General features: G+C 75.4%; 19 protein-coding genes. 9 read left to right on the top strand and 10 right to left on the bottom strand.

The features are described from left to right. Nucleotides 1-23 precede the first annotated feature (23 nt). Nucleotides 24-806 (top strand): dioxygenase, encoded by a 783-nt coding sequence (locus tag ACFVHI_RS19760; protein ID WP_063346984.1) that lies wholly within the window; start codon nucleotides 24-26, stop codon nucleotides 804-806. Between the two features lie 22 nt (nucleotides 807-828). Here the strand turns inward: ACFVHI_RS19760 and ACFVHI_RS19755 are convergent, their stop codons facing one another. From ACFVHI_RS19755 to ACFVHI_RS19745, 3 genes are all read right to left on the bottom strand, one after another. Beyond that, entirely contained in the window at nucleotides 829-1,476 is a 648-nt protein-coding gene (locus tag ACFVHI_RS19755) for an NAD(P)-dependent oxidoreductase (RefSeq protein ID WP_380341102.1), read from the bottom strand. A gap of 233 nt (nucleotides 1,477-1,709) precedes the next feature. Further along, complete coding sequence (locus ACFVHI_RS19750; RefSeq protein ID WP_380341099.1) at nucleotides 1,710-1,850, bottom strand: hypothetical protein; 141 nt, start codon at nucleotides 1,848-1,850, stop codon at nucleotides 1,710-1,712. Nucleotides 1,851-1,875: 25 nt separating this feature from the next. Further along, on the bottom strand, nucleotides 1,876-2,442 hold the full coding sequence (locus ACFVHI_RS19745) for a GNAT family N-acetyltransferase (RefSeq protein ID WP_380341096.1): 567 nt from the start codon (nucleotides 2,440-2,442) through the stop codon (nucleotides 1,876-1,878). A 240-nt stretch (nucleotides 2,443-2,682) separates the two neighbouring features. On the opposite strand from ACFVHI_RS19745, the gene ACFVHI_RS19740 reads away from it, so the two are divergent. Continuing rightward, nucleotides 2,683-4,221 carry an AMP-binding protein gene (locus tag ACFVHI_RS19740; protein WP_380341093.1) on the top strand — a complete coding sequence of 513 codons (1,539 nt, stop codon included), beginning with the start codon at nucleotides 2,683-2,685 and terminating at the stop codon, nucleotides 4,219-4,221. A 51-nt stretch (nucleotides 4,222-4,272) separates the two neighbouring features. Here ACFVHI_RS19740 and ACFVHI_RS19735 read toward each other — a convergent pair whose 3' ends face one another. After that, nucleotides 4,273-5,055, bottom strand: a complete 783-nt coding sequence (locus ACFVHI_RS19735; protein WP_380341090.1) for a LuxR C-terminal-related transcriptional regulator — start codon at nucleotides 5,053-5,055, stop codon at nucleotides 4,273-4,275. A gap of 159 nt (nucleotides 5,056-5,214) precedes the next feature. On the opposite strand from ACFVHI_RS19735, the gene ACFVHI_RS19730 reads away from it, so the two are divergent. Beyond that, nucleotides 5,215-6,051: a TIGR03084 family metal-binding protein gene (locus tag ACFVHI_RS19730; protein WP_380341087.1), complete on the top strand. Its 837-nt coding sequence runs from the start codon at nucleotides 5,215-5,217 to the stop codon at nucleotides 6,049-6,051. A 57-nt stretch (nucleotides 6,052-6,108) separates the two neighbouring features. Here ACFVHI_RS19730 and ACFVHI_RS19725 read toward each other — a convergent pair whose 3' ends face one another. From ACFVHI_RS19725 to ACFVHI_RS19715, 3 genes are all read right to left on the bottom strand, one after another. Then, nucleotides 6,109-9,345: an error-prone DNA polymerase gene (locus tag ACFVHI_RS19725; protein WP_380341085.1), complete on the bottom strand. Its 3,237-nt coding sequence runs from the start codon at nucleotides 9,343-9,345 to the stop codon at nucleotides 6,109-6,111. Between the two features lie 70 nt (nucleotides 9,346-9,415). After that, nucleotides 9,416-11,077 (bottom strand): DNA polymerase Y family protein, encoded by a 1,662-nt coding sequence (locus ACFVHI_RS19720; protein WP_380341082.1) that lies wholly within the window; start codon nucleotides 11,075-11,077, stop codon nucleotides 9,416-9,418. A 3-nt stretch (nucleotides 11,078-11,080) separates the two neighbouring features. Further along, nucleotides 11,081-11,812, bottom strand: a complete 732-nt coding sequence (locus tag ACFVHI_RS19715) for a hypothetical protein (protein ID WP_380341080.1) — start codon at nucleotides 11,810-11,812, stop codon at nucleotides 11,081-11,083. 201 nt (nucleotides 11,813-12,013) lie between these two features. Between ACFVHI_RS19715 and ACFVHI_RS19710 the strand changes: the two genes are divergently transcribed. The 3 genes from ACFVHI_RS19710 to ACFVHI_RS19700 all read left to right on the top strand — a co-directional run bounded on the left by ACFVHI_RS19710 (nucleotide 12,014) and on the right by ACFVHI_RS19700 (nucleotide 14,310). After that, nucleotides 12,014-12,604, top strand: a complete 591-nt coding sequence (locus tag ACFVHI_RS19710; protein ID WP_380341079.1) for a DinB family protein — start codon at nucleotides 12,014-12,016, stop codon at nucleotides 12,602-12,604. A gap of 72 nt (nucleotides 12,605-12,676) precedes the next feature. Beyond that, nucleotides 12,677-13,894: an SUKH-4 family immunity protein gene (locus ACFVHI_RS19705; protein ID WP_380341077.1), complete on the top strand. Its 1,218-nt coding sequence runs from the start codon at nucleotides 12,677-12,679 to the stop codon at nucleotides 13,892-13,894. Nucleotides 13,895-13,935: 41 nt separating this feature from the next. Next, the gene (locus ACFVHI_RS19700; RefSeq protein ID WP_159398386.1) at nucleotides 13,936-14,310 is read left to right on the top strand and encodes a hypothetical protein; all 375 of its coding nucleotides are present in this window, start codon (nucleotides 13,936-13,938) and stop codon (nucleotides 14,308-14,310) included. Between the two features lie 4 nt (nucleotides 14,311-14,314). Here the strand turns inward: ACFVHI_RS19700 and ACFVHI_RS19695 are convergent, their stop codons facing one another. Next, nucleotides 14,315-15,658, bottom strand: coding sequence for an MFS transporter (locus ACFVHI_RS19695; protein ID WP_380341074.1), 1,344 nt, complete (start codon nucleotides 15,656-15,658; stop codon nucleotides 14,315-14,317). A 7-nt stretch (nucleotides 15,659-15,665) separates the two neighbouring features. After that, nucleotides 15,666-16,583 (bottom strand): DMT family transporter, encoded by a 918-nt coding sequence (locus ACFVHI_RS19690; RefSeq protein ID WP_380341155.1) that lies wholly within the window; start codon nucleotides 16,581-16,583, stop codon nucleotides 15,666-15,668. Between the two features lie 230 nt (nucleotides 16,584-16,813). Between ACFVHI_RS19690 and ACFVHI_RS19685 the strand changes: the two genes are divergently transcribed. The 3 genes from ACFVHI_RS19685 (at nucleotide 16,814) to ACFVHI_RS19675 (ending at nucleotide 19,807) form a co-directional block, all read left to right on the top strand. Beyond that, nucleotides 16,814-17,686, top strand: a complete 873-nt coding sequence (locus ACFVHI_RS19685) for a LysR family transcriptional regulator (RefSeq protein WP_063351000.1) — start codon at nucleotides 16,814-16,816, stop codon at nucleotides 17,684-17,686. A gap of 179 nt (nucleotides 17,687-17,865) precedes the next feature. Then, nucleotides 17,866-18,951 (top strand): DUF2332 domain-containing protein, encoded by a 1,086-nt coding sequence (locus ACFVHI_RS19680; RefSeq protein ID WP_380341071.1) that lies wholly within the window; start codon nucleotides 17,866-17,868, stop codon nucleotides 18,949-18,951. An 88-nt stretch (nucleotides 18,952-19,039) separates the two neighbouring features. Beyond that, nucleotides 19,040-19,807 (top strand): MerR family transcriptional regulator, encoded by a 768-nt coding sequence (locus ACFVHI_RS19675; RefSeq protein ID WP_063346998.1) that lies wholly within the window; start codon nucleotides 19,040-19,042, stop codon nucleotides 19,805-19,807. 88 nt (nucleotides 19,808-19,895) lie between these two features. Here the strand turns inward: ACFVHI_RS19675 and ACFVHI_RS19670 are convergent, their stop codons facing one another. Beyond that, nucleotides 19,896-22,343: an ABC transporter permease gene (locus ACFVHI_RS19670; RefSeq protein ID WP_380341067.1), complete on the bottom strand. Its 2,448-nt coding sequence runs from the start codon at nucleotides 22,341-22,343 to the stop codon at nucleotides 19,896-19,898. Between the last annotated feature and the right edge of the window lie 42 nt (nucleotides 22,344-22,385).

Below are 22,385 nucleotides of genomic sequence, written 5' to 3'. Positions count from 1 at the left end.
GTTCGACCCAGGAGGAGGACGCCATGAGCACCGCGGCCCCCGAGCGTATGCCCGCCCTGTACCTCTCGCACGGCGCGCCGCCGCTCGCCGACGACCCGGTCTGGCCCGGTGAACTGGCCGCCTGGTCCGCCGACCTGCCCCGGCCCAAGGCCGTCCTGATGGTCTCCGCCCACTGGGAGGAGGCACCGCTCGCCCTCGGCGCCGTCACCACCGTGCCGCTGGTGTACGACTTCTGGGGCTTCCCCGAGCACTACTACCGGGTCCAGTACGCCGCCCCCGGCGCACCGGCGCTCGCCGACCGCGTCCGCAAGCTGCTGCGCGCCCCCGGCACGCCCGTGCAGGACATCCCCGACCGCGGCCTCGACCACGGCGCGTACGTCCCGCTGGTGGAGATGTTCCCGGAGGCCGACATCCCCGTCCTCCAGATCTCCATGCCCACGCTCGACCCGCAGCGGCTGCTGGAGATCGGCCGCCGGCTCGCCCCGCTGCGCGACGAGGGCGTGCTGATCGTCGGCAGCGGCTTCTTCACCCACAACCTGCGGGCGCTCAGCAACGACGGCCGGATCAGCTCGGTGATGGCCGAGTTCGACGACTGGGGCCGGCGCGCCCTGGACGCCCACGACCTGGACGCGCTGCTCGACTTCGAGCGCAAGGCCCCCGCCGGGCGGCTCGCCCACCCGCGCACCGAGCACTTCGCCCCGCTGTTCGTCACCCTCGGCGCCGGCGAGGCCGACCTCGGCAGCCAGCGCAGCGTCATCGACGGGTTCTGGATGGGGCTCGCCAAGCGGTCGATCCAGCTCGGCTGACCGGGCGCACCGTAACTGAGGGTTACAGCGCGCAGCAGGTGAAGCGCTCGCCGATGTGCTCGGGCTGCTCGGCCTCGTCGACCAGGGCGACCGCGTAGTCCGGCACCGAGATCCGGCTGCGCCCGGCAGCATCCGTGAGCAGCTGCTCCAGGCCCGTCCGGTAGCGGCCGGTCCGCTCCCCCGGGCCGATCTCGGCGGCCGGGCTGAGCACCGTCCAGCGGACGTCGGAGACCGCCCGGTAGAAGTCCAGCGCCGCGCCGTGCGCGTGCATGATCTCCAGCACCGGCTCCGGCAGCCCCGGCGCGTCCCAGACCCGCACCCCCGGCGCGGTCTCCAGGCTGCCCGCGCCGCCGACCGCGATCAGCCGGGGCGCGGCATCGCCGAGCGAGCGCAGGCCCTCCACCAGCGAACGGGCGGCCGGCCCGATCAGCGCCAGGTGGCCCGGGCCGTCGCCGCCGCCGACCGCGCTGACCAGGACGTCCTGGCCGGCCGCCACCCGGGCCACCTGGGCCGGGTCCAGGACGTCCGCGCGTTCGACGAAGGCCGCCTCACCCTGGTAGCGGTCCGGGTCGCGGACCACCGCGGTGACTTCGTGCCCGCGCGCGGCCGCCTCCGCGACGATGGCACTGCCGATGGTGCCGTTGGCGCCGATCACGGCGATTCTGGCCATGGGGTACCTGCCTGTCTCTCGGGTGGTGGGGTCGGGGAAGCTCGCCGCGACGTGGCATCAGCCAGGTTCGATTATCGGACGGTTCCACTGCGACGGCCCGAGACGTCGGCCTGTCGTGTGACGGGTGCGCCAGGCGGGGCGAACCGACCGGCCGCCAAGTCCTCGTGGACTCGGCGGCCGGTCGTTCAGGCGGTGGCCCAGGCGGTGGCCCAGGCGGTGGCCCAAACGTTGGCTCAGGCGTTGCCGGTGGCGATGCGCTCGGCCTGGCTGCGCTCGACGCACAATTCGTTACCCTCGGGGTCGCCCAGGGTGCCGTCCAGCGCCTGGGCCCAGAACTGCGCGAGGCCGTGCGGGTCGGCGCAGTCGATCGTCACATGTCGTACCAGAGATCCCATCCGGCTACTCTGACCTGCCGCGTTCGGCCCCGTCCAGCCGTTTCCTGGAGTGCCGGTGACCGTCCAACGGGAACTCCGGCGGCAAGGCCGTCAGCACCTCCTGGAAGGCGTAGCCGCTCTTCTCCGCGACCCGGCAGGAGGCCACGTTGTCCACCTGGTGCAGCAGGTCGATCCGGACCAGGCCGTCGTCGGCGAGCACCTCGAAGGCCCAGGCGGTGAGCGCCACCACCGCGCGCGGGGCCACCCCCCGGCCGCGGGCCGCGGCCGCCGTCCAGTAGCCCACCTCGGCCGCCTCCCCGCCCGGGGTGCCGCGCTTGAGCGCGACGTTGCCGAGCAGTTCGCCCGTGCCGGGCTCCAGCACCGCGAAGCTGTACCGGCGGCCCTCCGCCCGGCCCCGGTACTGCAGCCCGAGCCAGTGCGCGGCCTCCTCGGCGTTCCCCACCGGGGTGCGGGTGAAGCGGCGCAGCGTCTCGTCCCGGTACGCCTCGATCAGGGCCGGCGCGTCCGCGTCCTCGAAGGGGCGCAGCAGCAGGCCCGCGGCCCTCGGGTGCGCGGTGACGGGGGCGGTCACCGCAGTCCCCCGGCCTCGTAGCGGGTGCCTGGTCGTCGGTCGCTCATGGTGCTTCTCCCCGTGGGTGCATGGCCGTTCGCTGCGATCTTCCTAGCAGGTGGCCGGCCGGCCCGCCGCATCGGTCGCCCGTCTGTTCGCGACGGGCTCAGCAAACGGAATCCGCTCCTTCCACTCTGCTCCCACAGGCGACACCCCCGATCGGGGGTGTCCGGCGGGCGGGTGGGAGAGGACAGTGGGCGCATGCAGATTCCACTCTCCGTGATGGACTTCCTCGACCGGGCCGAGCTGGTCTACGGCGACCGGGTCGGCATCGTCGACGAGCCGGTGCAGCCGGCCGAATCCTGGGGCGAGCTGAGCTACCGCCGGGTCGCCGAACTGGCCCGGGCGCAAGCGGCCGGGCTGGACCGGCTGGGCGTCGGGCCGGGCGAGCGGGTCGCCGTCGTGTCGCACAACTCGGCCCGGCTGCTGACCTCCCTGTTCGGGGTGAGCGGGTACGGGCGGGTGCTGGTCCCGGTGAACTTCCGGCTGAAGGCCGAGGAGGTGGCGTACATCGTCGAGCAGAGCGGCGCGTCCGTCCTGCTGGTCGACCCCGAACTCGCCGACGCGCTGGGCGGGGTGACGGCCAAGCACAAGTTCGTGCTCGGCGCGGACAGCGACGCGCTGCTCCACGACTTCGACAACTCCCCCCGGCGGTACGAGATCGCCGAGAACGACACCGCCACGATCAACTACACCAGCGGAACCACCGCCCGCCCCAAGGGCGTTCAGCTCACCCACCGCAACATCTGGCTGAACGCGGTACTGATGGGCCTGCACTACGGCGCCGGCGACCGGGACGTCTACCTGCACACCCTGCCGATGTTCCACGCCAACGGCTGGGGCCTGCCGTTCGCCCTCACCGGGCTCGGCGCCCGGCACATCGTGCTGCGCAAGGTCGACGGCGCGGAGATCCTGCGCCGGGTCGAGCGGCACGGGGTGACCTTTCTCAGCGGCGCGCCCGCCGTGGTCCAGATGGTGCTGGACGCGGCCGCCGAGTGGGACGGCCCGGTGCCAGGCCGGGACCGGGTGCGGATCGTGGTGGCCGGCGCGCCGCCGCCGACCTCGGTGGTGCAGCAGGTCGAGTCCGAGCTGGGCTGGGAGTTCATGCAGCTCTACGGCCTGACCGAGACCTCCCCGGTGGTCACGGTCAACCGCTCGCGCGCCGAGTGGGACGCCCTGCCCGCCGCCGAACGGGCCGAGAAGCTGGTGCAGGCGGGCGCCCCGGCGCTCGGCACCCGGCTGCGGGTCGACGCCTCCGGCGAGATCCTGGTGCGCTCCAACACCGTGCTGGACGGCTACTGGCAGCAGCCCGCGGCCACCGCGGACGCCCTGCGGGACGGCTGGTTCCACACCGGCGACGGCGGCGTCCTCGGCCAGGACGGCCAACTGACCATCTCGGACCGGAAGAAGGACGTCATCATCAGCGGCGGGGAGAACGTCTCCTCGATCGAGGTGGAGGACTGCCTGTACGGCCACCCGGCGGTCGCCGAAGCCGCGGTGATCGGAGTGCCGCACGAGAAGTGGGGCGAGACCGTCAAGGCGCTGGTGGTCCTCCGGGAGGGCCAGGGGCCCGTCACCGAGGCCGAGTTGATCGCTCACTGCAAGCAGCGGCTGGCCGGCTACAAGTCGCCCACCTCGGTGGAGTTCCGGGCGGCCCTGCCGCGGACCGCCACCGGGAAGCTGCAGAAGTTCCGGCTGCGCGAGCCGTACTGGACGGGGCGGGAGCGGCAGGTCGGCTGAGGCGCACCCACTGGCCCCGACCAGGCACGTTCACCGGTCGACCAGGCATGTTCACCGGTCGATCAGGCCGGACTCGCGTGCCGCCAGGGCGAGTTCGGTCCGGTTGCGGACGCCGAGCTTGTGCATCGCGGACTTCAGGTAGCCCGTCACGGTGTTGCAGGTGAGGCCCAGCCGGGCGGCGATCTCCGGATTGGTCCGGCCGGTCGCCGCCCAGCGCAGCACCTCGTGCTCGCGCGGGGTCAACGGCCGTACGGGGGCGGCCCGTCGGGGCGGCGCGGACCGCCAGGCGGCCGCCCCGGCCAGGGCCCGGGTCGCCGTCGCGGCCAGTTCGCCGACGGCGGCGATCCGCACGTCCCCGAACGGGACGACGGCACGCAGCGACGCGTACACCACGCCGTACACGGTGTCGCCGTGCAGCAGCGGCACGGTGAGCATCGCGTACAGGTCCTCGGCGCTGACGGCGGCGTCGTGGTCGTGCGAGATCGTGGTGGCGGCACGGTAGTCGGGCACCCAGCTGGGCGCCCGCTCGGCCAGCGCCCGCCCGCCCAGGCCGGTGCCGGTCGGGACGGCCCGGTCGTGCAGCAGGTCGGCCCGGGTGCCGGCCCAGTGGCGCAGCACCATGCCCGCGTCGCGCCCCCGGGGCCCGGCCGGCGGCTGCGGCACGCCGACCAGTCCGACGTCGGCCCCGCACTCGGCCACCACCCGCCGCGCGAGGTCGCCGAGCACGGCGTCCCGCACCAACTCGGCGGCGCGGGCGGCGAGCCCGGGATCGTCCGAGTGCGCCGGGGTGGTGAGGGTGTCCGCGGCCCCGGGGCCCGTCTTCGCCCTTGTCATCGCGAGATTGTCACACGCGGCACGGCCGCTGGCGAGAGTGCTGACATGGGTGCTCCCCGCGTCTTCGACGCAGTGGCGGGCACGGCGGCCGGGCCGGGCGTAGGGTGCGGCCGTGACGTACCGGCGGGTAGTGCGCCGGACCCGGAAGGAGGGAAACCGATGACGGACCCGAACACCCCGACGACGCCCGCGGCGGACGTCCTGGCCGCGCTGCTGGACGACCTGCGGGCCGAGAGCGCGGCGCTGGACGCCCTGGTGGCCGGACTGGACCCGGCCGGCTGGGCGCGCCCGACGCCCGCCGAGGGCTGGACGATCGCGCACCAGATCGCCCACCTGGCCTGGACCGACGACTGGACGGCGCTGGCCGCGCGCGACGCGGACGGCTTCGCCGCCACCCTCGACGAGCGCTTCGGCACGCTGCCGGCCGCCGGCGTCGACCCGGTGAACGAGGGCGCGGCGAGCGGCGCGGCCGCCGCACCCGCGGACCTGCTCGCCCGCTGGCGCGCCGGCCGGGAGGAGGTGTCGGCCGCACTGGCCGCCACCCCGGCCGGCACCCGGCTGCCGTGGTTCGGCCCGCCGATGAAGCCCGCCTCGATGGCCACCGCCCGACTGATGGAGACCTGGGCGCACGGCCAGGACGTCGCCGACGCGCTCGGCGCCGCCCGCGAGCCCACCGCCCGGCTGCGGCACATCGCCCACCTGGGGCTGCGCACCCTCGGCTTCGCGTTCACCCTGCACGGGCTGCCCGCCCCCGAATCGCCCGTCCGGCTCGAACTGACCGCGCCCGACGGCGGCCTGTGGACCTTCGGACCGGACGGCGCCACGGACCGGGTGACCGGCCCGGCCCTGGACTTCTGCCTCCTGGTGACGCAGCGCCGCCACCGCGACGACCTCGCCCTCACCGCCACCGGCCCCACCGCGACCGCCTGGCTCCCCATCGCCCAGGTCTTCGCCGGCGCCCCGGGCAAGGGGCGGACGCCCGCCCGAGCTGACTGATCGTCACATCCCCTGGGGTGGAGGGCGGTCCAGGGTCCCGCCCTCGGCTCACCCCGCTCAGAGTCCGATCCGCAGCGGGGTGAGCCGGGTGGCGATCAGGTTGGTGGCGCCGCGGTCGCGCTCGATGCGGCCGTGGACCAGCAGGCCGGCCCGGTCGAGGGCGGTGCGGCGCCGGGACTCCCAGACCGGGCGGTTGCAGACCACGTTGATCAGGCCGGTCTCGTCCTCCAGGCTGAGGAAGAGCACCCCGCCGGCCGTCGGCGGCCGCTGCCGGTGGGTGACCAGGCCGCCGACCACCACCTCCGATCCCGGCGCCGCGTCGGGGAGTTCGGCGGCGGACAGGGCGCCGCCGCGCTCCAGGCGGGCGCGCAGGTGCTGGAGCGGGTGGCTGGTGGCGGAGGTTCCGGTGGCCCACAGGTCGGCGATGGTCTCCTCGACCGGGCTCATGCCGGGCAGCGGCGGCGCCTCCGTCCCGGGCGTGGTCCCCGGGATCAGTGCGGCCGAGATCCCGGCGAACGCCCCTGCCGTCCACAGCGCCTGACGCCTCGTCAATTCGAAGCAGTCGAAGGCGCCCGCCGTCGCCAGCGCCTCCAGCGCCGGCGCGGGCAGACCGGTGCGGCGCGCGAAGTCCTCCAGGTCGGCGTACGGTTGCCCGGCCGCGATCGCCGCGGCCTGCGGGGCGCCGATGCCGCGCACCGTCTCCAGGCCCAGCCGGATCGCCGGCTGCGGGCGGCCCGCGGTCAGCGGCGGCTCCGGCGTCGCCCCCCGGTGCGGCTCCAGGGTGGGGCGCGGCGCGCTGGCGTTGACGTCCACCCCGCGCACCCGCACGCCGTGCCGCCGGGCGTCCGCGACCAGGCTCAGCGGCGAGTAGAAGCCCATCGGCTGGTTGGCCAGCAGGGCGCAGGTGAAGGCCGCCGGGAAGTGGTACTTGAGCCAGGCGCTGGCGTACACCAGGTAGGCGAAGCTGATCGCATGGCTCTCCGGGAAGCCGTAGTTGGAGAACGCCTCGATCTTGCCGTAGACGTCCTCGGCGACCTCCTCGGGGATGCCGCGCTCGGCCATCCCGCCGAGCAGCCGCTCGCGCAGCCGGGCGACCCGCTCGTGCGAGCGCTTGGCGCCCATCGCCTGCCGCAGCCGGTCCGCCTCGGCGGGCGTGAACCCGGCGCAGTCGATGGCGAGTTGCATCATCTGCTCCTGGAACAGCGGCACCCCGAGGGTCTTGCCGAGCGCGTTCTCCATCAGCGGGTGCGGGCAGCCGGCCGGTTCGGCGCCCGCCCGGCGGCGCAGGTACGGGTGGACGGAGCCGCCCTGGATCGGGCCGGGCCGGATCAGCGCGACCTCGACCACCAGGTCGTAGAAGTGGTCCGGCTTGAGCCGGGGCAGCGTCGCCATCTGGGCCCGCGACTCGACCTGGAACACGCCGACGGTGTCCGCCCGGCGCAGCATCGCGTACACGCCCGCGTCGCCGTCCGGGATGGTGGCCAGGTCGTAGCGCAGGCCGTGGTGCTCGGCGACCAGGTCGCAGGCGTCGTGCAGCGCGGCGAGCATGCCGAGGCCGAGCAGGTCGATCTTCACCAGCCCGGCGCCGGCGGTGGACTCCTTGTCCCACTGCAGCACCGAACGCCCGGGCATCCGGGCCCACTCGGTCGGGCAGATCTCGCCGATCGGCTCCCTGGTGAGCACCATGCCGCCCGAGTGGATGCCCAGGTGGCGCGGCAGGCCGTGGAGTTGGGCGGCGAGCGAGAGCACGTCGGCGGGGATCACGGCGTCCGCACCGGGTGCGGAGCGGAAGTCGGTCTGCCGGCTGAACGCGTCCACCTGGCCCTGCGGATAGCCGAGCACCCTGGCCGCGTCGCGGATCGCCAGCCGCGGCCGGTAGGTGATCACGTTGGCGACCTGCGCGGCGTGCTCGCGGCCGTAGCGGCGGTAGACGTACTGGATGACCTCCTCGCGGCGGCGGTTCTCGATGTCCAGGTCGATGTCGGGCGGCCCGGCCCGGGCGGTGGACAGAAAGCGTTCGAACAGCAGCTTGTAGTGGACCGGGTCGACGGCGGTGATCCCCAGGGCGTAGCAGACCGCCGAGTTGGCGGCCGAGCCGCGGCCCTGGCACCAGATGTCCTGGCTCCGGCAGAAGTCGACGATGTCGTGCACGATCAGGAAGTAACCGGCCAGGTCGAGGTCCTCGATGACGTCCAGCTCCAGGGCGAGCTGGCGCCGGGCGGCCGCGTTGCCGGGCCCGAAGCGGGCCGGGCCCCCGGTGGCGACCAGGGCGCGCAGGTGGCTGATCTCGCTCTCGCCCTCCGGGACGGGGAAGCCCGGGAGCTCCGGGTCCAGCCTGGTGAAGTCGAAGGCGCAGGAACGGCCGAGTTCGGCGGTCGCCCGCCGCACCCCCGGGAAGCGGGCCAGCCGGGCGGCCATCTCCCGGCCGGAGCGCAGGTGCGCGGTGCCCGCGGCCCGCGTCCAGCCGACCGCGTCCTGGAGGGTGCGGCGCCCGTGCAGCGCGGCCAGGCTCTGCGCCAGCCGGCCCTGGGCCGGGCCGGCGTGGTGGGCGTTGGTGGAGGCGACCACCGGGAGGCCCTGCTCGGCGGCGAGCGCGGCGAGGGCGTCATTGCGCCGGTCGTCGCCGGGAAGCCACTGGTCGATCAGCTCCACGTGGACGTTGTCGCGGCCGAACGCCTCGGTCAGGGTGTGGAGTTGGTGCCCGGCCGTGCCGTCATCCAGCTTTGCCGGGACGCGGCCGAGGCGGCAGCCGGTGAGCACCGCCCAGTGGCCGCCGTGCGCCCCGGCCAGCGCCGCAAGGTCGTACGCCGGGCGGCCCTTCGCGCCGCCGGCCAGCTGGGCGGCGGCGATCGCGGCGGACAGCCTGCGGTAGCCGGCCGGGTCGCGGGCCAGGACCAGCAAGTGTTCCACCTCTGAGCTGTCGTGACGGATCGTCAGTTCGGCGCCGAACGCGGTGGCCACGCCCGTCCCCCGGGCCGCCTCGGCCAGCCGGACCGCGCCGTACAGGCCGTCGTGGTCGGTGATCGCCAGCGTCTCCACGCCCAGCCGGGCCGCCTCGGCGACCAGGTCCTCCGGGTCGCTGGCGCCGTCCAGGAAGCTGAAGGCGGAGTGGACGTGCAGTTCGGCCCAGGGCTCGCTGCCGTCGCCGGGGGCTCCGGGGACTCCGGGGGCTCCGGGGGCGGGCTCCTCCTGGGCGGGGCGGCGCAGGGGGACGACCGTACGGTCCGGCGCGGCGCCGGTCAGGCGGCGGTGCAGCTCGCTCCAGGGGAGGGTGGGGTGGCTGGTGAAGCCCATCGGGGGTCGCCTTCGTTCTCGCGGTTCGTCACCTCTCCCCCCCTCGGATCCCCCCTCGGGCCGGTGGCCGTCAGTCGTAGCCGGCCTCCAGGTACCACGCACCCCCCTCCACCGTGAGCAGCAGCGCCCGGCCACCGCCCAGCACGACCTGGAACCGGGCCCGGCGGCGGGCGAGCGACTGGTCCCACCAGTACTCGACCGCCGGCCAGGGGCCGGTCCAGCCGTCCACCCGCTCCTGTCGCCCCTGCCCCTCCCTGCCCGACGGGCCATCGTGGAACACCACCAGGGCCGGGCGGGCCGACACCCCCACCCGGCCGTCCACCGTGACCGGCAGCCCGGCCTCGTCCAGCACCCGCACCGGCACCGGCTCCCGCAGCACCACCGCCGGCCACACGTCCGGCAGCCGCCCGGGCCAGGGCGCGCCGGCCGGCCCCGCCGCCTCGTACGGTTCGCCCCACGGCACCTTGACCGCCTGCTCGCCCGGACCGCGCCCGCCGGCCGGCTCGATCCGGCGCAGCCCGGCATGCCCGAGCACCGCCTGCACCCGGGCCACCGCGCGCTCCACCCGGTCGTCCGCGACCGCCTGGCCCCACAGCGCCAACTGGCGCCCCTGGTCCGGGGAGAGGCCGTCGGGGGCCAACCGGAGCAGGGCGAACCCGACGTCGGGCGCCTCCCCGGACGCCTCCCCGGACGCGGCGAACGTGCCCGCGCCCTGCCAGGCCTGGAGTTGCCAGCGGACCCGCTCGGCCAGCGCCGTCGCCGACAGCCCGCCCTCGTGCCGCCACAGCCGCGAGGCCGTCCGCCCGTCCGCGCAGGCCACCTCGACGGCCACCCGGCGGCAGGTCAGCCCGGCCCCGGCCAGCCGCTGGTGCAGCTGCTCGGCCAGCGTGCGGGCGACGAACACCAACGGCTCCGCCAGCGGCTCGGGCGGGTCGAAGCGCTGCTCGACGGCGAGGTCCGGCTCCTGGTCGCGCGGCACCAGCGGGCGCGGCTGCAAGCCCCGGGCCAGCCGGTGCGCCACCGCCCCCGCCGGGCCGAAGCGGTCCGCGACCGCCTCGGGCGGCAGCGCGGCGAACGCCCCGACGGTCGGCAGGCCGAGCCGCCCCAGCACCTCCGCCAGCGCCTCGTCGCCGAGCACGCCCACCGGGTACGGCGCGAGGAACTCCGCCGTCCGCCCGGCCGGAACCAGCACTCCGGCGCGGGCGGCGAGCACGGCGGCGAACAGGCCGTCGGCGACGCCGACCTGGGCGGGCGGGGGCGGGGGGTGCTCCGTCGCGGTGGGGGTGGTGGGCGTGGCGGGCACGGCGACCGCGCCGGGGGCGGCGTCCGGGACCGGCTCCCGGGCCAACGCGTCCGCCACCGCCGTCCGGACCTTGGCCGCCAGCGCCTCCTCGCCGCCGAAGTAGCGGCCCGGCCCCTTCACCGGGATCGCGCACAGGCCCGGGCGGACCACCTCCACCCGGGGCGTGAACGCCTCCACCGCCGCGACCACCGGCTCGAAGCGGCCGGTCTCCGCCTCCGGGTCGCGGTCGCGCAGCTCCAGCGCCGGGCAGAGCCGCTGGGCCAGCTTGAGCCGCTGCCCCTGCCGCACCCCGGCCGCCCGGGCACCCGCCGAGCAGGCGAGGATCCGCCCGCCCTCGGTCACCGCCACCGGGTCGTCGCCGGTGACGGCCGCCACCGGCCAGTCCGGGCACCAGACCACCAGCACCCGCGGTGTCCTGTCGTCCGCCATCGCTCACACCACCGCTACCCGTTCGAGCGGCTGCTCGACGACCCCGGGCCGCCCCGGAACGGGACGCTCCAGGACGGGGCGCGCCAGGGCCGGCCGGTCCAGGACCGGCCGTACCGCGCCGTGCTCGTCCGGCAGCCAGAGCCGGGCGGTCCGCCCGCGCACCGCCGAACCGCGCCCCTCGGCCACCACCTCCACCTGCCGCCCGGCGAGCTGCCCGTAACCGTCCCCCAGTCCGAACCAGCGCCCGGACCGCACCCCCAGCCGCAGGGCCGCCCCCGGCCACGGCCCGGCCACCAGCAGCACGCAGCCGCTGCGCCGCAGCACCGCCGCCAGCCGGGTGGCCAGCTTCGGCGGCACCGGGCCGTCCGGGCGCAGCATGACCAGTTCGACCGCGCCGGCCAGCACCGACACCACCTCGGCCCAGTGCGGCCCCGGGTCGTCCGCGACCAGCAGCCGCCGCAGGTCCAGCCCGTACCCCTCGGCCGCGGCCAGCCCCAGATCCGGCAGCCCGACGGCCGCCGCCCAGCCGCCCTCGGTCTCCTTCACCCCGGCCGCCAGCGCCAGCAGTAGCCCGGTGTCCCCGCCCGCCACCGACACCGCCGTCCCCCGCCGCAGCCCGCCGTCCGGCAGCACCTCCCGCAGCGCCGGCACCACCGGCAGCACGCCCCGCCCGGCCTGCCCGTCCTGCTTGTCCTGCCCGGCCTGCCCGTCCGCCGGCACGGCGGCCGGCGCCACCGGCCGGAGCGTCGGTCGCTCGGCGATGGAATCGAAAGCAGGTTCGAAAACGGACACAACCCCAGGATCGAACATTCGTTCGTAAAGATTCAAGTCCACACCCTCCCCGCCCCGCCCGTCACACTCCGCAGCTCCCCCTTGCCGGCCCCTGGGTGCACGGAAATCGATGGACAGGTCCGACGCGATCAACAGACTGATGCCATGACGGCAACCGACCCCAAGACCGACCTCCGGATCTACCTCCAGGACGCCCGCGACGTCCTGCTGTGGAAGCTCGACGGCCTCTCCGAGTACGACCTCCGGCGCCCGCTGACCCCGACCGGAACCAACCTGCTGGGGCTGGTCAAGCACGTCACCGGGGCCGAGGCGATGTACTTCGGCGACACCTTCGGGCGGCCGTTCCCCGAACCGACGCCGCTGTGGTTCACCGGCGACACCGAGCCGAACGCCGACCTGTGGGCACGGGCGGACGAGACGACGGAAGAGATCACCGGGCGCTACCGCCGGGTCTGGGCGCACACCGACGCCACCATCAAGGCGCTGCCGCTGGACGCGATCGGCCGGATACCGTTCGGCCGGCGGGCCGAGCAGACCCTGCACCGGATCCTCGTCCACATGATCGCCGAGACCCACCGCCACGCCGGCCACGCCGACCTCCTCCGCGAAATCGTCGACGGCACCACCGGCCAGCGCCCCGACGGGATCAACACCGCCCCCGGCGACGCGGCCTGGTGGCAGGCCCACCACGCCCGCGTGGAGCGGGCCGCCCGGGAGGCCGGCGGGCTCGTCTGACCCGCCCGGTACAGGCTGGAGCCCTGCGGTGGCTTGCAGTGGCTTGCGGTGGCTTGTCCGCGCTGGTGTCGGATGAGGCGGCTAGGGTCTGGGGGTCAAGGGTCGGGGCGGTGGAAGGCGGGGGACGTGGGGGACGTGGGGTGTGCGCGGGTCGCGGCGGACGGATTGCCGAGTGGGGTGGTGCACCCGGGGAGCCGGGAGTTCCTGATCCGGGAGGGGCTGCCGCTCTCGGGGGCGTTCCTGGACTTCGGGGTGCTCGGCGACGGGGCGTTGGCGGCACTGCCGGAGGCGAAGCGGCTGTTCGTCCTGGGCGAGACGGAGTACTGCGCGCCGTTCGCCGCGGCCGGCGGCCTGGTGCTGCTCGACGGAACGACCGGCGAGGTGTTCCTCGGCGAACCGGGCCCGCGGCGGGACCTGCTGGCCTCCGGTCTGCCCACGCTGGCCGGATTGGTGCGGGAGGTGGAGGCGGTCGCCGAGGCGGCCCGGCGGGCGGACGCGCTGAACGGGCGGCGCGGCCCCGCGGTGGTCGCCGAGGTGACGGCCGGGGCCGAACGGCGGATGCGGGAGATCGACCCCGGGCTGTTCGAACGGTCCGCGACGCCGCCCGCGCACTGGGGCACGGCACTGCTCGTGCGGACGCTGGGCTGGGGCGCGCTGCCCGGCGGTCCGGGCGGTCCGGCGTACGAGGTCGGCCCGGAGCTGGTGGCGGAGCTCGCCGCGCTGACGGGCGAGGAGGGCGGCGCGGGCCTGGTGCACCGCTACCGGGCGCAGGAGCTGCCCGCCGGGCTGGTGCACGAGCCGACCCGGCGGCTGCTGACCGAGATCGGACTGCCGCTGGGCGGGGCGATGTTCGGGGTCTGCGAGGAGCCGCTGGTCACGATGGCGGAGGCGTACCCGGAGTACTTCGACGGCGAGGAGGAGCGCCCGTACCAGCGGGAGTTCCTGGCGCTCGGGGACTGGCCGACCGATCTGACGATCGCCCTGGACGGCGTCACCGGCCGCCTGGAACTGCCGGACTGGTACGACGACGGCCAGCCGGAGGCCTACCTCAACCGCGACCTGTCCGCCCTGCTGTACGCGCTGTGGACGTACGAGCGGCTGCGCGCCGAGTGGGAACGCTGGGACTGCGGGCGGGGCCGGGACACCTGGGCGGTGTTCGACCCGCAGTCGCTGCTGAGCACCGTGGTGGACCGGCTCGTGGAGGCCGTCGACCCGGAGGCGTTCGCCTCGCCCGGGTGCTCGTGGCGGCTGCTCGCCGAGGACGCGCACATGGGCGGCCTGCTCGGGTGATCCCGGCGGCGCCCCGGACAGTGCGCCGGTACGCTGCCCCGGTGACGAACATCCGTACGGCGACCGGGCGACGGCGGGCGGTGCTGCTCACCTTCGGCGCCGTCCTGTCCCTCGCGGCGGCGGGCTCGCTGTACGGGCTGCTGTACGTGCGGTCACTGGACTTCGGCGAGCGCTGCGAGCAGGGCCTCGTGCCCGGCGGCGGACGGCTGCTGGAGACGGGCGCGTCCTGGCTGCCGCCGGACGCGTGGTGCCGGTTCGAGGACGGGAGCATGTCCACCACGCCGTTCTGGGCGCTGCTGCTGTTCTACGCCCTGCTGACCCTGGTCGTCTGGTCGGTGACCGCGCTGCTGCGGATCCACCGCCCGCGCCCGCACCTGGGGCTGGACTGGCAGCCGGGGCACGGGCCGGGCTGGTAGGCCTTCAGGCCTGTCGGGGCTGCGCGGGGAGCTGGGTGGGGACGGGGCCTTCGGAGGCTTCGGCTTCGGCGTCGGCTTCGGCGTCGGGGAGCCGGCGGCGGGTGCGGATCGGGGAGAGGAAGACCGGCAGGAAGGCCACCGCGAGGACGGCTCCGCCGAACCAGAGGGTGGCCCGCAGGCCGACGAGTTCGCCGAGCAGCCCGGACAGCGCGGAGCCGATCGCGAGCGCGCCGGTGAGCAGGAAGCGGAAGGTGGCGTTCATCCGGCCGAGGAGCGCGTCCGGGGTCATCCGCTGGCGCAGGCTCACCCCGAGGACGTTGTCCATCCCGGTCTTGAGCGAGACCAGCAGCCAGCCCGCCCCCGCCGCGAACAGCCAGGGGCCGTGCCCGATCAGCGGCACCAGCAGCCCGGCGGGCGCCACGCAGACGCCGGCCAGGCCGAGCGTGCGTCCGTAGCCGAGTCGGGCGGCGATCGGGCGGGCGCCTCGCGAGCCGAGCAGGGTGCCGACCCCGCCGACCGCCCAGAACAGGCCCAACGCCCCGGCGGGAAGGCCCAGTTCCCGCACGAACAGCACCGGTAGCAGGGTGTTGACGAGTTGGAAGCCCAGGTTGGTGAGGGCCCCGGTGAGAGCGAGCGCGCGTAGTTCCCGGTTGCCGAGGACGTGCCGCAGCCCCTCGGCGATCTGTGCTCCGAGCCCGCCTCCCCCGGACCGATCGCCGCCGCCCCCGCCCCCGCCCTCGTCGGCGATCGGCTCGGGGGTGGGGGCGGGGGTGCGGCGCAGCCCGATCAGGCGAAGCGCCGAGCCGAGGTGGCTGAGCGCGGTCGCGACGATCGCGAACGGCGCGGTGAGCAGTTGGACCAGCAGGCCGCCCGCGCCGCGCCCGGCGACGTTGCCGACCGCCATCAGGCCGACGACGGCGGCGTTCGCCTGCACCAGGTGCCCGCGGCCGACCAACCGGGGCAGCACGCTCTGCGAGCCGACGTCGAAGAAGACCGTCGCGCAGCCGGTGAGCAGCGCGACCGCGTACAGCTGCCAGAGGGTGAGCCCGCCCAGCCACCAGGTGAGCGGGATCGAGGCGTACAACGCGGCCTTCACCAGGTCGGCGACGATCAGCACGCGGCGGTGGCGCATCCGGTCCACCCAGGCGCCGGCGGGCAGGCCGATGAGCAGGAAGGCGAGGGTGCTCAGGGTGGCGAGGACGCCGACCTGCCCCGGGCCCGCGTCGAGCGCCTTGACGGCGATCAGCGGGACGGCGACGTAGCCGACGTTGGTGCCGAGTTGGGCGAGGGCGGTCGCGGCGAAGAGGGTGCGGAAGTCGGCGGTTCGCCAGAGGGAGTGGGGGTGCATGGTCCGTTCAGTCGCGTGAAGCGGTGGGGGTCGGCATGAGGGCGGGGGCCTGGGCCCGGTGATGTTTCGTCAGAAAAACACCGGCGAGTACGACGATCATTCCGGCGACGGTCCGGATCGTCAGCTCCTCGCCGAGGACGAGCGCGCCGAGCGCCGTGGAGACCACCGGCAGCAGATAGCCGACGGTCGCCGCACTCGTGGGGCCTTCCGTGGCGATGAGACGGTAGTTGAGGTGGAAGGTGAGCCCGGTGCAGGCGACGCCGAGAACGGCGACGGCGACGAGTCCCAGCGGATCGGCGCCCGCGACCGGGTCGAGCGAGCCGCTGACCGGGAGCGCGAGCGTGCTCAGCCCGGCCGCGGCCGTGAGCTGGGCGGCGGAGAGCGCCAACGGGCCCGTTCCCGTGCCGGTGAGGGCACGGGCCATGTAGGCGAAGGCGATCGCGTAACTGGCCGCCGCGCCGAGCAGGGCGAGCGCCGGCAGGACCGGGAGGCCGCCGCCGTCCCGCCACGGGGAGAAGATCAGCAGCACGCCCGCGAAGCCGAGCACCAGACCGCCCAACCGCAGCGGGCCGCGGGCGCGTTCGGTGCCGAGGGCCCGTTCGGTGCCGAGCACGAGACCGACCAGCAGGGACCAGAGCGGGGTGGTCGCGTGCAGCACCCCGGCCAGGCCGGAACCGACGCCGCGCTCGCCGTACGCGGTCAGCAGGAACGGCAGCGCGTTGCAGAGCAGCGCCGCCAACGTGAGCCGGCGCCAGATGGCGGCGCCGCGCGGCAGGCGCTGCCGGGCGGAACGGGCGAGCAGCAGCAGGACGGCGGCGCCGAGGACCGAGCGGAGCACGGTGATCTGCACGGGGGTGAGCCCGTGCTGGAGCGCGAGCCGGATCCAGAGGAAGCCCGAGCCCCAGAACAGGGCGAGAACGGCCATCCGCAGCACGGGCGGTGCTCCTTCTGTCGAGGTGACGGTGTCGGGTGTGTCGGGGTCGGGTGTGTCGGGGTCGGGTGTGTCGGGGTCGGGTGCCCGGGGGCGGTGTCGGGTGCCAGGGGGGTGTCGGGGTGTTCGACGACGGTCCCGCGACGGGACCCGGTAGCACAAGCGAAATGTTCTTCACCACCTTTAAGCTGAGCTACATGACTGAGGTACTCGACGTCCGACGGATGCAGGTCCTGCGGGCCGTGGTCGACCACGGCTCGGTGAGCGCGGCGGCCGGCGCGCTCGGCTACACCCCGTCCGCCGTCAGCCAGCAGGTGGCGGTGCTGGAGCGGGAGACCGGGACGGCCCTGCTGGAACGCGTCGGGCGCGGCGTGCGGCCGACCGCCGCCGGACTGCTGCTCGCCGGGCACGCCGCCGTCATCGAGCGGCAGGTCGCGGAGGCCGGCGCGGCGCTGGCCGACCTGCGGGCCGGGCGCAGCGGCAGCCTGACCGTGCGCTACTTCGCCACAGCCGGCGCCGCGTTGGTGGCCCCGGCGGTGGCCGCGTTCCGCCGAACACACCCGGGCGTACGGCTCGACCTCGGCATGACCGACCCGGAGGACCCGCTCACCGAGGTGCTGGACGGCCGGGCCGACCTCGCGGTGGTGGTCCGGTCCGACGGCGCCGCGCACCCCGGCCTGCGGCTGGTCCACCTGCGCGACGACCCGTACCGGGCGGTGCTGCCCAGGGGCCACCGGCTCGCCGCGAAGCGCGTCCTGGACCTCGCCGAGCTCGCGGACGAGCCCTGGGTGGGGGCCGAGCCGCCCGGCCCGTGCCGGGAGGTCGTCCGGGGGGCCTGCGACGCGGCCGGGTTCGGGCCGTCCATCGCGGTGGACAGCGCCGACTACGCGACGGCGCAGGGCTTCGTCGCGGCCGGACTGGGCGTCGCCCTGGTCCCCGCCCTGGGACTCGCCCAGCGCCACCCGGGCGTCACCGTGCGTCGGCTCCGCGGCCCGGAGCCGGTCCGTGCACTGCACGCCGCAGTACGCGAGGGCGCCTGGGGGCAGCCGGTGCTCGGCGCGCTGGTCTCCGCGCTGCGGGCGGCGGCGCAGCCGTAGTACCACCGGCCCGGCCGCCTCCGGGCGGTGGCGGTGCGATCTCACTCTCGCGGGGGCCGGGTTAGCGCCCGTACAGCGGACGGCAAAGGCACGGACAGGACACGGACAAGGCACGGACAAGGCTGCGCCAATTCGCTGAAGAGAGTCGAAGAGAGCTGAAGAGAAAGGAAGTACGGAACGTGGACAGTGCTACCGGGGACCTCTACCGGGCCTTCGCGGAGCGGGAGGCCCGCGGCAACTCGGCGAGCTACCAGGACCTCGCCGAACGCGTCGCCGGGGACGAGGAGTTGTGCGCCCTGCTGGACGGGCTGCCGGTCGCGAAGCGGCAGCCGAATCTGCTGTTCGGTTCGGTCCGCCACCTCGGCGGACCGGTGACGGCCGGCTATCCGGCCTTCCGCACCTGGGTATCGGCGCACTGGGACGAGGTCGCGGCGACGATGCTGCGACGGCGGACGCAGACCAACGAGGCCGGCCGGTGCGCCACCCTGCTGCCGCTGCTGTCGGCGCTGCCGCAGCCGCTCGCGCTGATCGAGGTGGGGGCCTCGGCGGGGCTCTGCCTCTACCCCGACCGGTACCGGTACCGGTACACGGTTGACGTGGGCGAAGTGCGCGACGTGGGCGAAGTGCGCGACGTGGGCGAAGTGCGCGACGTGGGCGAAGTGCGCGAAGCGGGCGACCCGGCAGTCGAGTTCGGTGCCCAGGAGAGCCCGGTGACGCTGGAGTGCGCGGTGCGCGGGCCGGTACCGCTGCCGGCGTCGCTGCGGGAGCGGCTGCCCGAGGTGGTGTGGCGCGCCGGGATCGACCTCAACCCGCTGGACGTCCGGGACGAGGGGGACGTGCGCTGGCTGGAGTCGCTGGTCTGGCCCGAGCAGGCCCACCGGCTGGAGCGGCTGCGCGGCGCCGTCCAGGTCGCCCGGACCGAGCCGCCGCACCTGGTGCGCGGCGATCTCAACGCGACGGTACGGGAGTTGGTGGCGCAGGTGCCTGCCGGTGCCACGCCGGTGGTGTTCCACAGCGCGGTGCTCGCCTACCTGTCCCCGGAGGCGCGCGAGGAGTTCGCGGTGACCATGCGCGGCCTGCCCGGGCACTGGATCTCCAACGAGGCCGTCTCGGTGCTGCCGGCCGTCGAGCGGCGCCTCCCCCGCCCGGCGCCCGCCGGATCCGGGCTGTTCGCGCTCGCCCTGGACGAGCGGCCGGTGGCCTTCACCGGACCGCACGGGCAGTCCCTCCACTGGTTCCGGTCCCGGGACGGTCTCGGGGCTTGAAGCTGCCGCAGCGGCAGCTTCTACCGTCGTGACCAGGGCCGGAGGAACCGGCCCTGGTCCAAGCGAACGTGAACGAGGGAGACGGCGCATGGCAACGGCTTGGCCGATCGCGGAAGTCGTCCGGATGTCGGGCGTGACCGCCCGGACCCTGCGGCACTACGACGAGATCGGCCTGCTGCCCCCGGCCTGGATCGGCTCGAACGGCCACCGCTACTACGAGGAGCGGCAGTTGCTCCAGCTGCAACAGATCCTCGTGCTACGGGCGCTGGGGGTCGGGCTGACCGGGATCGCCCGGATCCTGGGCGACCAGGTGGACGAGCTGGAGGCCCTGCGGGACCACCGGCACCGGCTGCTCGCCGAGCGCGACCGGCTGGACACCCTGGCCGCCACCGTCTCCCGCACGATCGCCGACCTGGAACGTTCCCGAAAGGACGGCACATCCATGACCAGCATCAACCGCCCGGAGAACCTGTTCGAGGGCATCGAGCCCGGCGACGTCGAGGAGAGCCTGCGGGACTTCCCCGAGCACGCCGAGGCGGCGCGGCGCGCCACCGCCGCGATGAGCCAGGCCGACGTCGAGGCCGGACAGCGCGAGCGGACGGCGCGGATGATCCGCCTGGCGGAACTGCTGGCGGCCGGCCACCCGGCGGACGCCGAGCCCGTGCAGAGCCACATCGACGCCGAGTACCTGGCGCTCACCGCCCTCCGGACGGTCTCCGTCGAGGAGTTCCGCGCGATCGCGCGCTCCTGCACGGAGAACGCCCAGTGGAGCGCCGCGTACGAGGCCATCACCCCGGGCCTGGCCGCGTACCAGCGGGCCGCCATGGAGGCGTACGCGGAGGCGCGGCTGGCCTGAGCCACCGGCGGGGCGGGGCGGCAGGGCCCGGCCTCTCTGCCGCCCCGGTCGGGGTGGCAGGGAGGGCCCGCCCCGCCTCGCCCCGCCGTCACTCGGTGCGCAGCGCCGTGACCGTCCGGGTGCGGGCGGTCCAGGCGGCGGGGAGGAGGGCGCCGAGCAGCGCCAGCACCAGGCCGCCGAGTATCAGCGGCCCCACCACCGAGGGGTGGAACACGGTGAGGTCCGCCTCCGGCACCCCGACCCCGGCGGCGCGGGCCATCGCCGGCATCACCTGGTGGTGTAGCAGGATCCCGATCGGGACCCCGATCAGCCCGGCCACCAGCCCGCTGCCGCAGACCGAGGTGAGCACCATGCCGACCGTCTGCCGGGGCGACATGCCCAGCGCCTTGAGCACCCCGAGGTCGTGCACCCGCTCCCGGGTGTCCAGCAGCACCGTGTTGAGCACGCCCAGGCCGGCCACCACGGCCAGCAGCAGGGTGAGCGTCCCGGCGAGGGTGTTCATGGCCAGCATCACGATGCTGATCTGCTGCCGGCCCGCTTCGGCGCTCAGGCCCAGCGGCCGGACGGCGTCGTCGAGCCCGTCCGCGTACGCCTGCGCGTCCGTGCCCGGGGTGAGGTCGATCTGGAAGGCGACCGTGTCGGCCTGGACGGCGGTGCCGAGCGGGGCCAGTGCGGCCCGGTCGACGAACACCTGGTCGTTGGTGGTCAGGACCTCGCCGCTGATCCGCACCGGGGTGCTGCGCCCGTGGTCGGTGAGGGTGACGGTGTCGCCGACGCGCACCTGGTTGGCGCGCAGGAAGGCGGTGGCGACGACCACCTCACCGGGGCCCTGGAACCACCGGCCGGAGATCAGCTGGTAGCCGCCCCAGGAGGCGTCCCCGGTGAAGGCGATCACCGCGGTGCGCCCGGTGTTCCCGGCCACGGCGACCGGCGTCGGAGCGGTGCTGTACCAGGCCCGGGTGCCGGGGCGGTCGGCGATCGCCCTGGCCGCGGCGGCCTCGTCCACGTGGTCGGGGGCCTTCGTCGAGCTCTCGATCGGGGTCTGGACCACGACCTTTCCGGAGCGCCCGGCCTGGAGGCCGTCCTGGAAGGAGCCGAGCGAGAGCGTCAGGCCGACGCACAGGGTGACTCCGGCCGTGCCGAGCACCACCGCGGCGGCCGTGGTCGCCGAGCGGCCCGGCCGGGTGAGCGGGGTCGCCAGCCCGAGGCTCAGGGCGCGCGGCACCGGTAGGCGGCCGATGAACTGCTGGACCCTGGCGACCGGGCCCGACGCCCCGGCCGGGCCCGACGTGTCGACCCGACCCGACGCGCCGGCCTGACCGGAAGCCCTCGCCCGGCCCGGGCCGCCGCGGGAGGCTGCCCGCCGGGCGCCCGGCGCCGTCCGGCCGACCGCGAGCGCCTCCACCGTGCGCAGCCGGCCGGCCCGCAGCGCGGGCACCAGGGCGGTGCCCGCCACGGCTGCCAGGGCCACCGCCGAAACGGCGACGTCCACCCAGAGCGGGATGCCGAGCAGGCCGCCGCGCAGGGCCTTGTGCGCCACCCCGAGGACGGGTACGGACAGCAGGTTCCCGCCGAGCACGCCGAGCGCCGTGCCGACCCCGGCCGGGATCAGTGCCTGGCCGACGTAGGCGCGCGCCACCTGGGACGGGGTGAAGCCGAGCGATTTGAGGATGCCGATCCGCCGGGTGGCAGCGCTGACGGCGCCACTGACCACGACGCCGATGATCAGCACCGACATGGCCAGGCCGAGCACCCCGAAGGCCGTCACGAACGGGACGAAGGTCGCGGCCGTCCGGTTGGCCTCCGTCTGGGCCGGCCGGTACGAGGTGGCCCTGGCGAGGGCGCCGCCCGGCACCGCGGCGGCGAGCGCCGCGCGGTCGGCCTCCACCTCGGCGTCGGTGTCGGCGTGGGCGAAGCGGTAGAGGTACTGGGCGGCGGGCGCCGCACCGGGCGCGGTGAGCCCGGCGACCTGTTCGGGGGCGATCCAGCCGTCCGCGCTCCAGGAGGGGGAGGCGGCCAGGCCGACGACCTTGAGGGTCGGGTGCCCGGGGAGACCGGGGAACTGCATGCTGTCGCCGACGCCCAGCGGCGAGTGGCCGTCCAGGAACACCACCTCGCCGGGGCCGGCGAGCCAGCGGCCCATGGTGATCCGCAGGCCGTCCAGCGGGCCGTCCTTCGCCCGGCCGACCAGCGTCACCGGCGGGAGCAGGCTGCCGGCCGGCGGGATCCGGAGCTCGTCGCCGGCGCGCGGCTGGACGGTGAGCGCCGGGTAGGGGCCGGCCGAGGCCGTCACGCCGGGGGCGTGCGCGGTCGCGGCGAGTTGGGCGGGGCTCGCCCTGGCCGGGTCGTACAGCACGTTGAGGTGCGCGCCGCGCTGGTCGGCGAAGGTGCGCTGGTACGGGCCCTGGGAGGCGACCAGCAGGCCCGTGGCGAGGATGCACGCCGTCACGGCCGCCATCGTGGTGAGCACCATGACCAGGGTCTGCACCCGCTTGCGGCCGACCCCGGCGCGAACCACCTTGCCCAGTACGCTCATGCGCCCGCCTCCCTTCGCCCGGCGGGGGCGTTCGCCCGCACG

The organism is Kitasatospora sp. NPDC127121, from assembly GCF_042677305.1.
In the GTDB taxonomy this organism is placed as follows: Bacteria; Actinomycetota; Actinomycetes; order Streptomycetales; family Streptomycetaceae; genus Kitasatospora.
The sequence above is the reverse complement of the archived record's forward strand: the minus strand, read 5'-3'. Positions and strand labels throughout refer to the sequence as shown.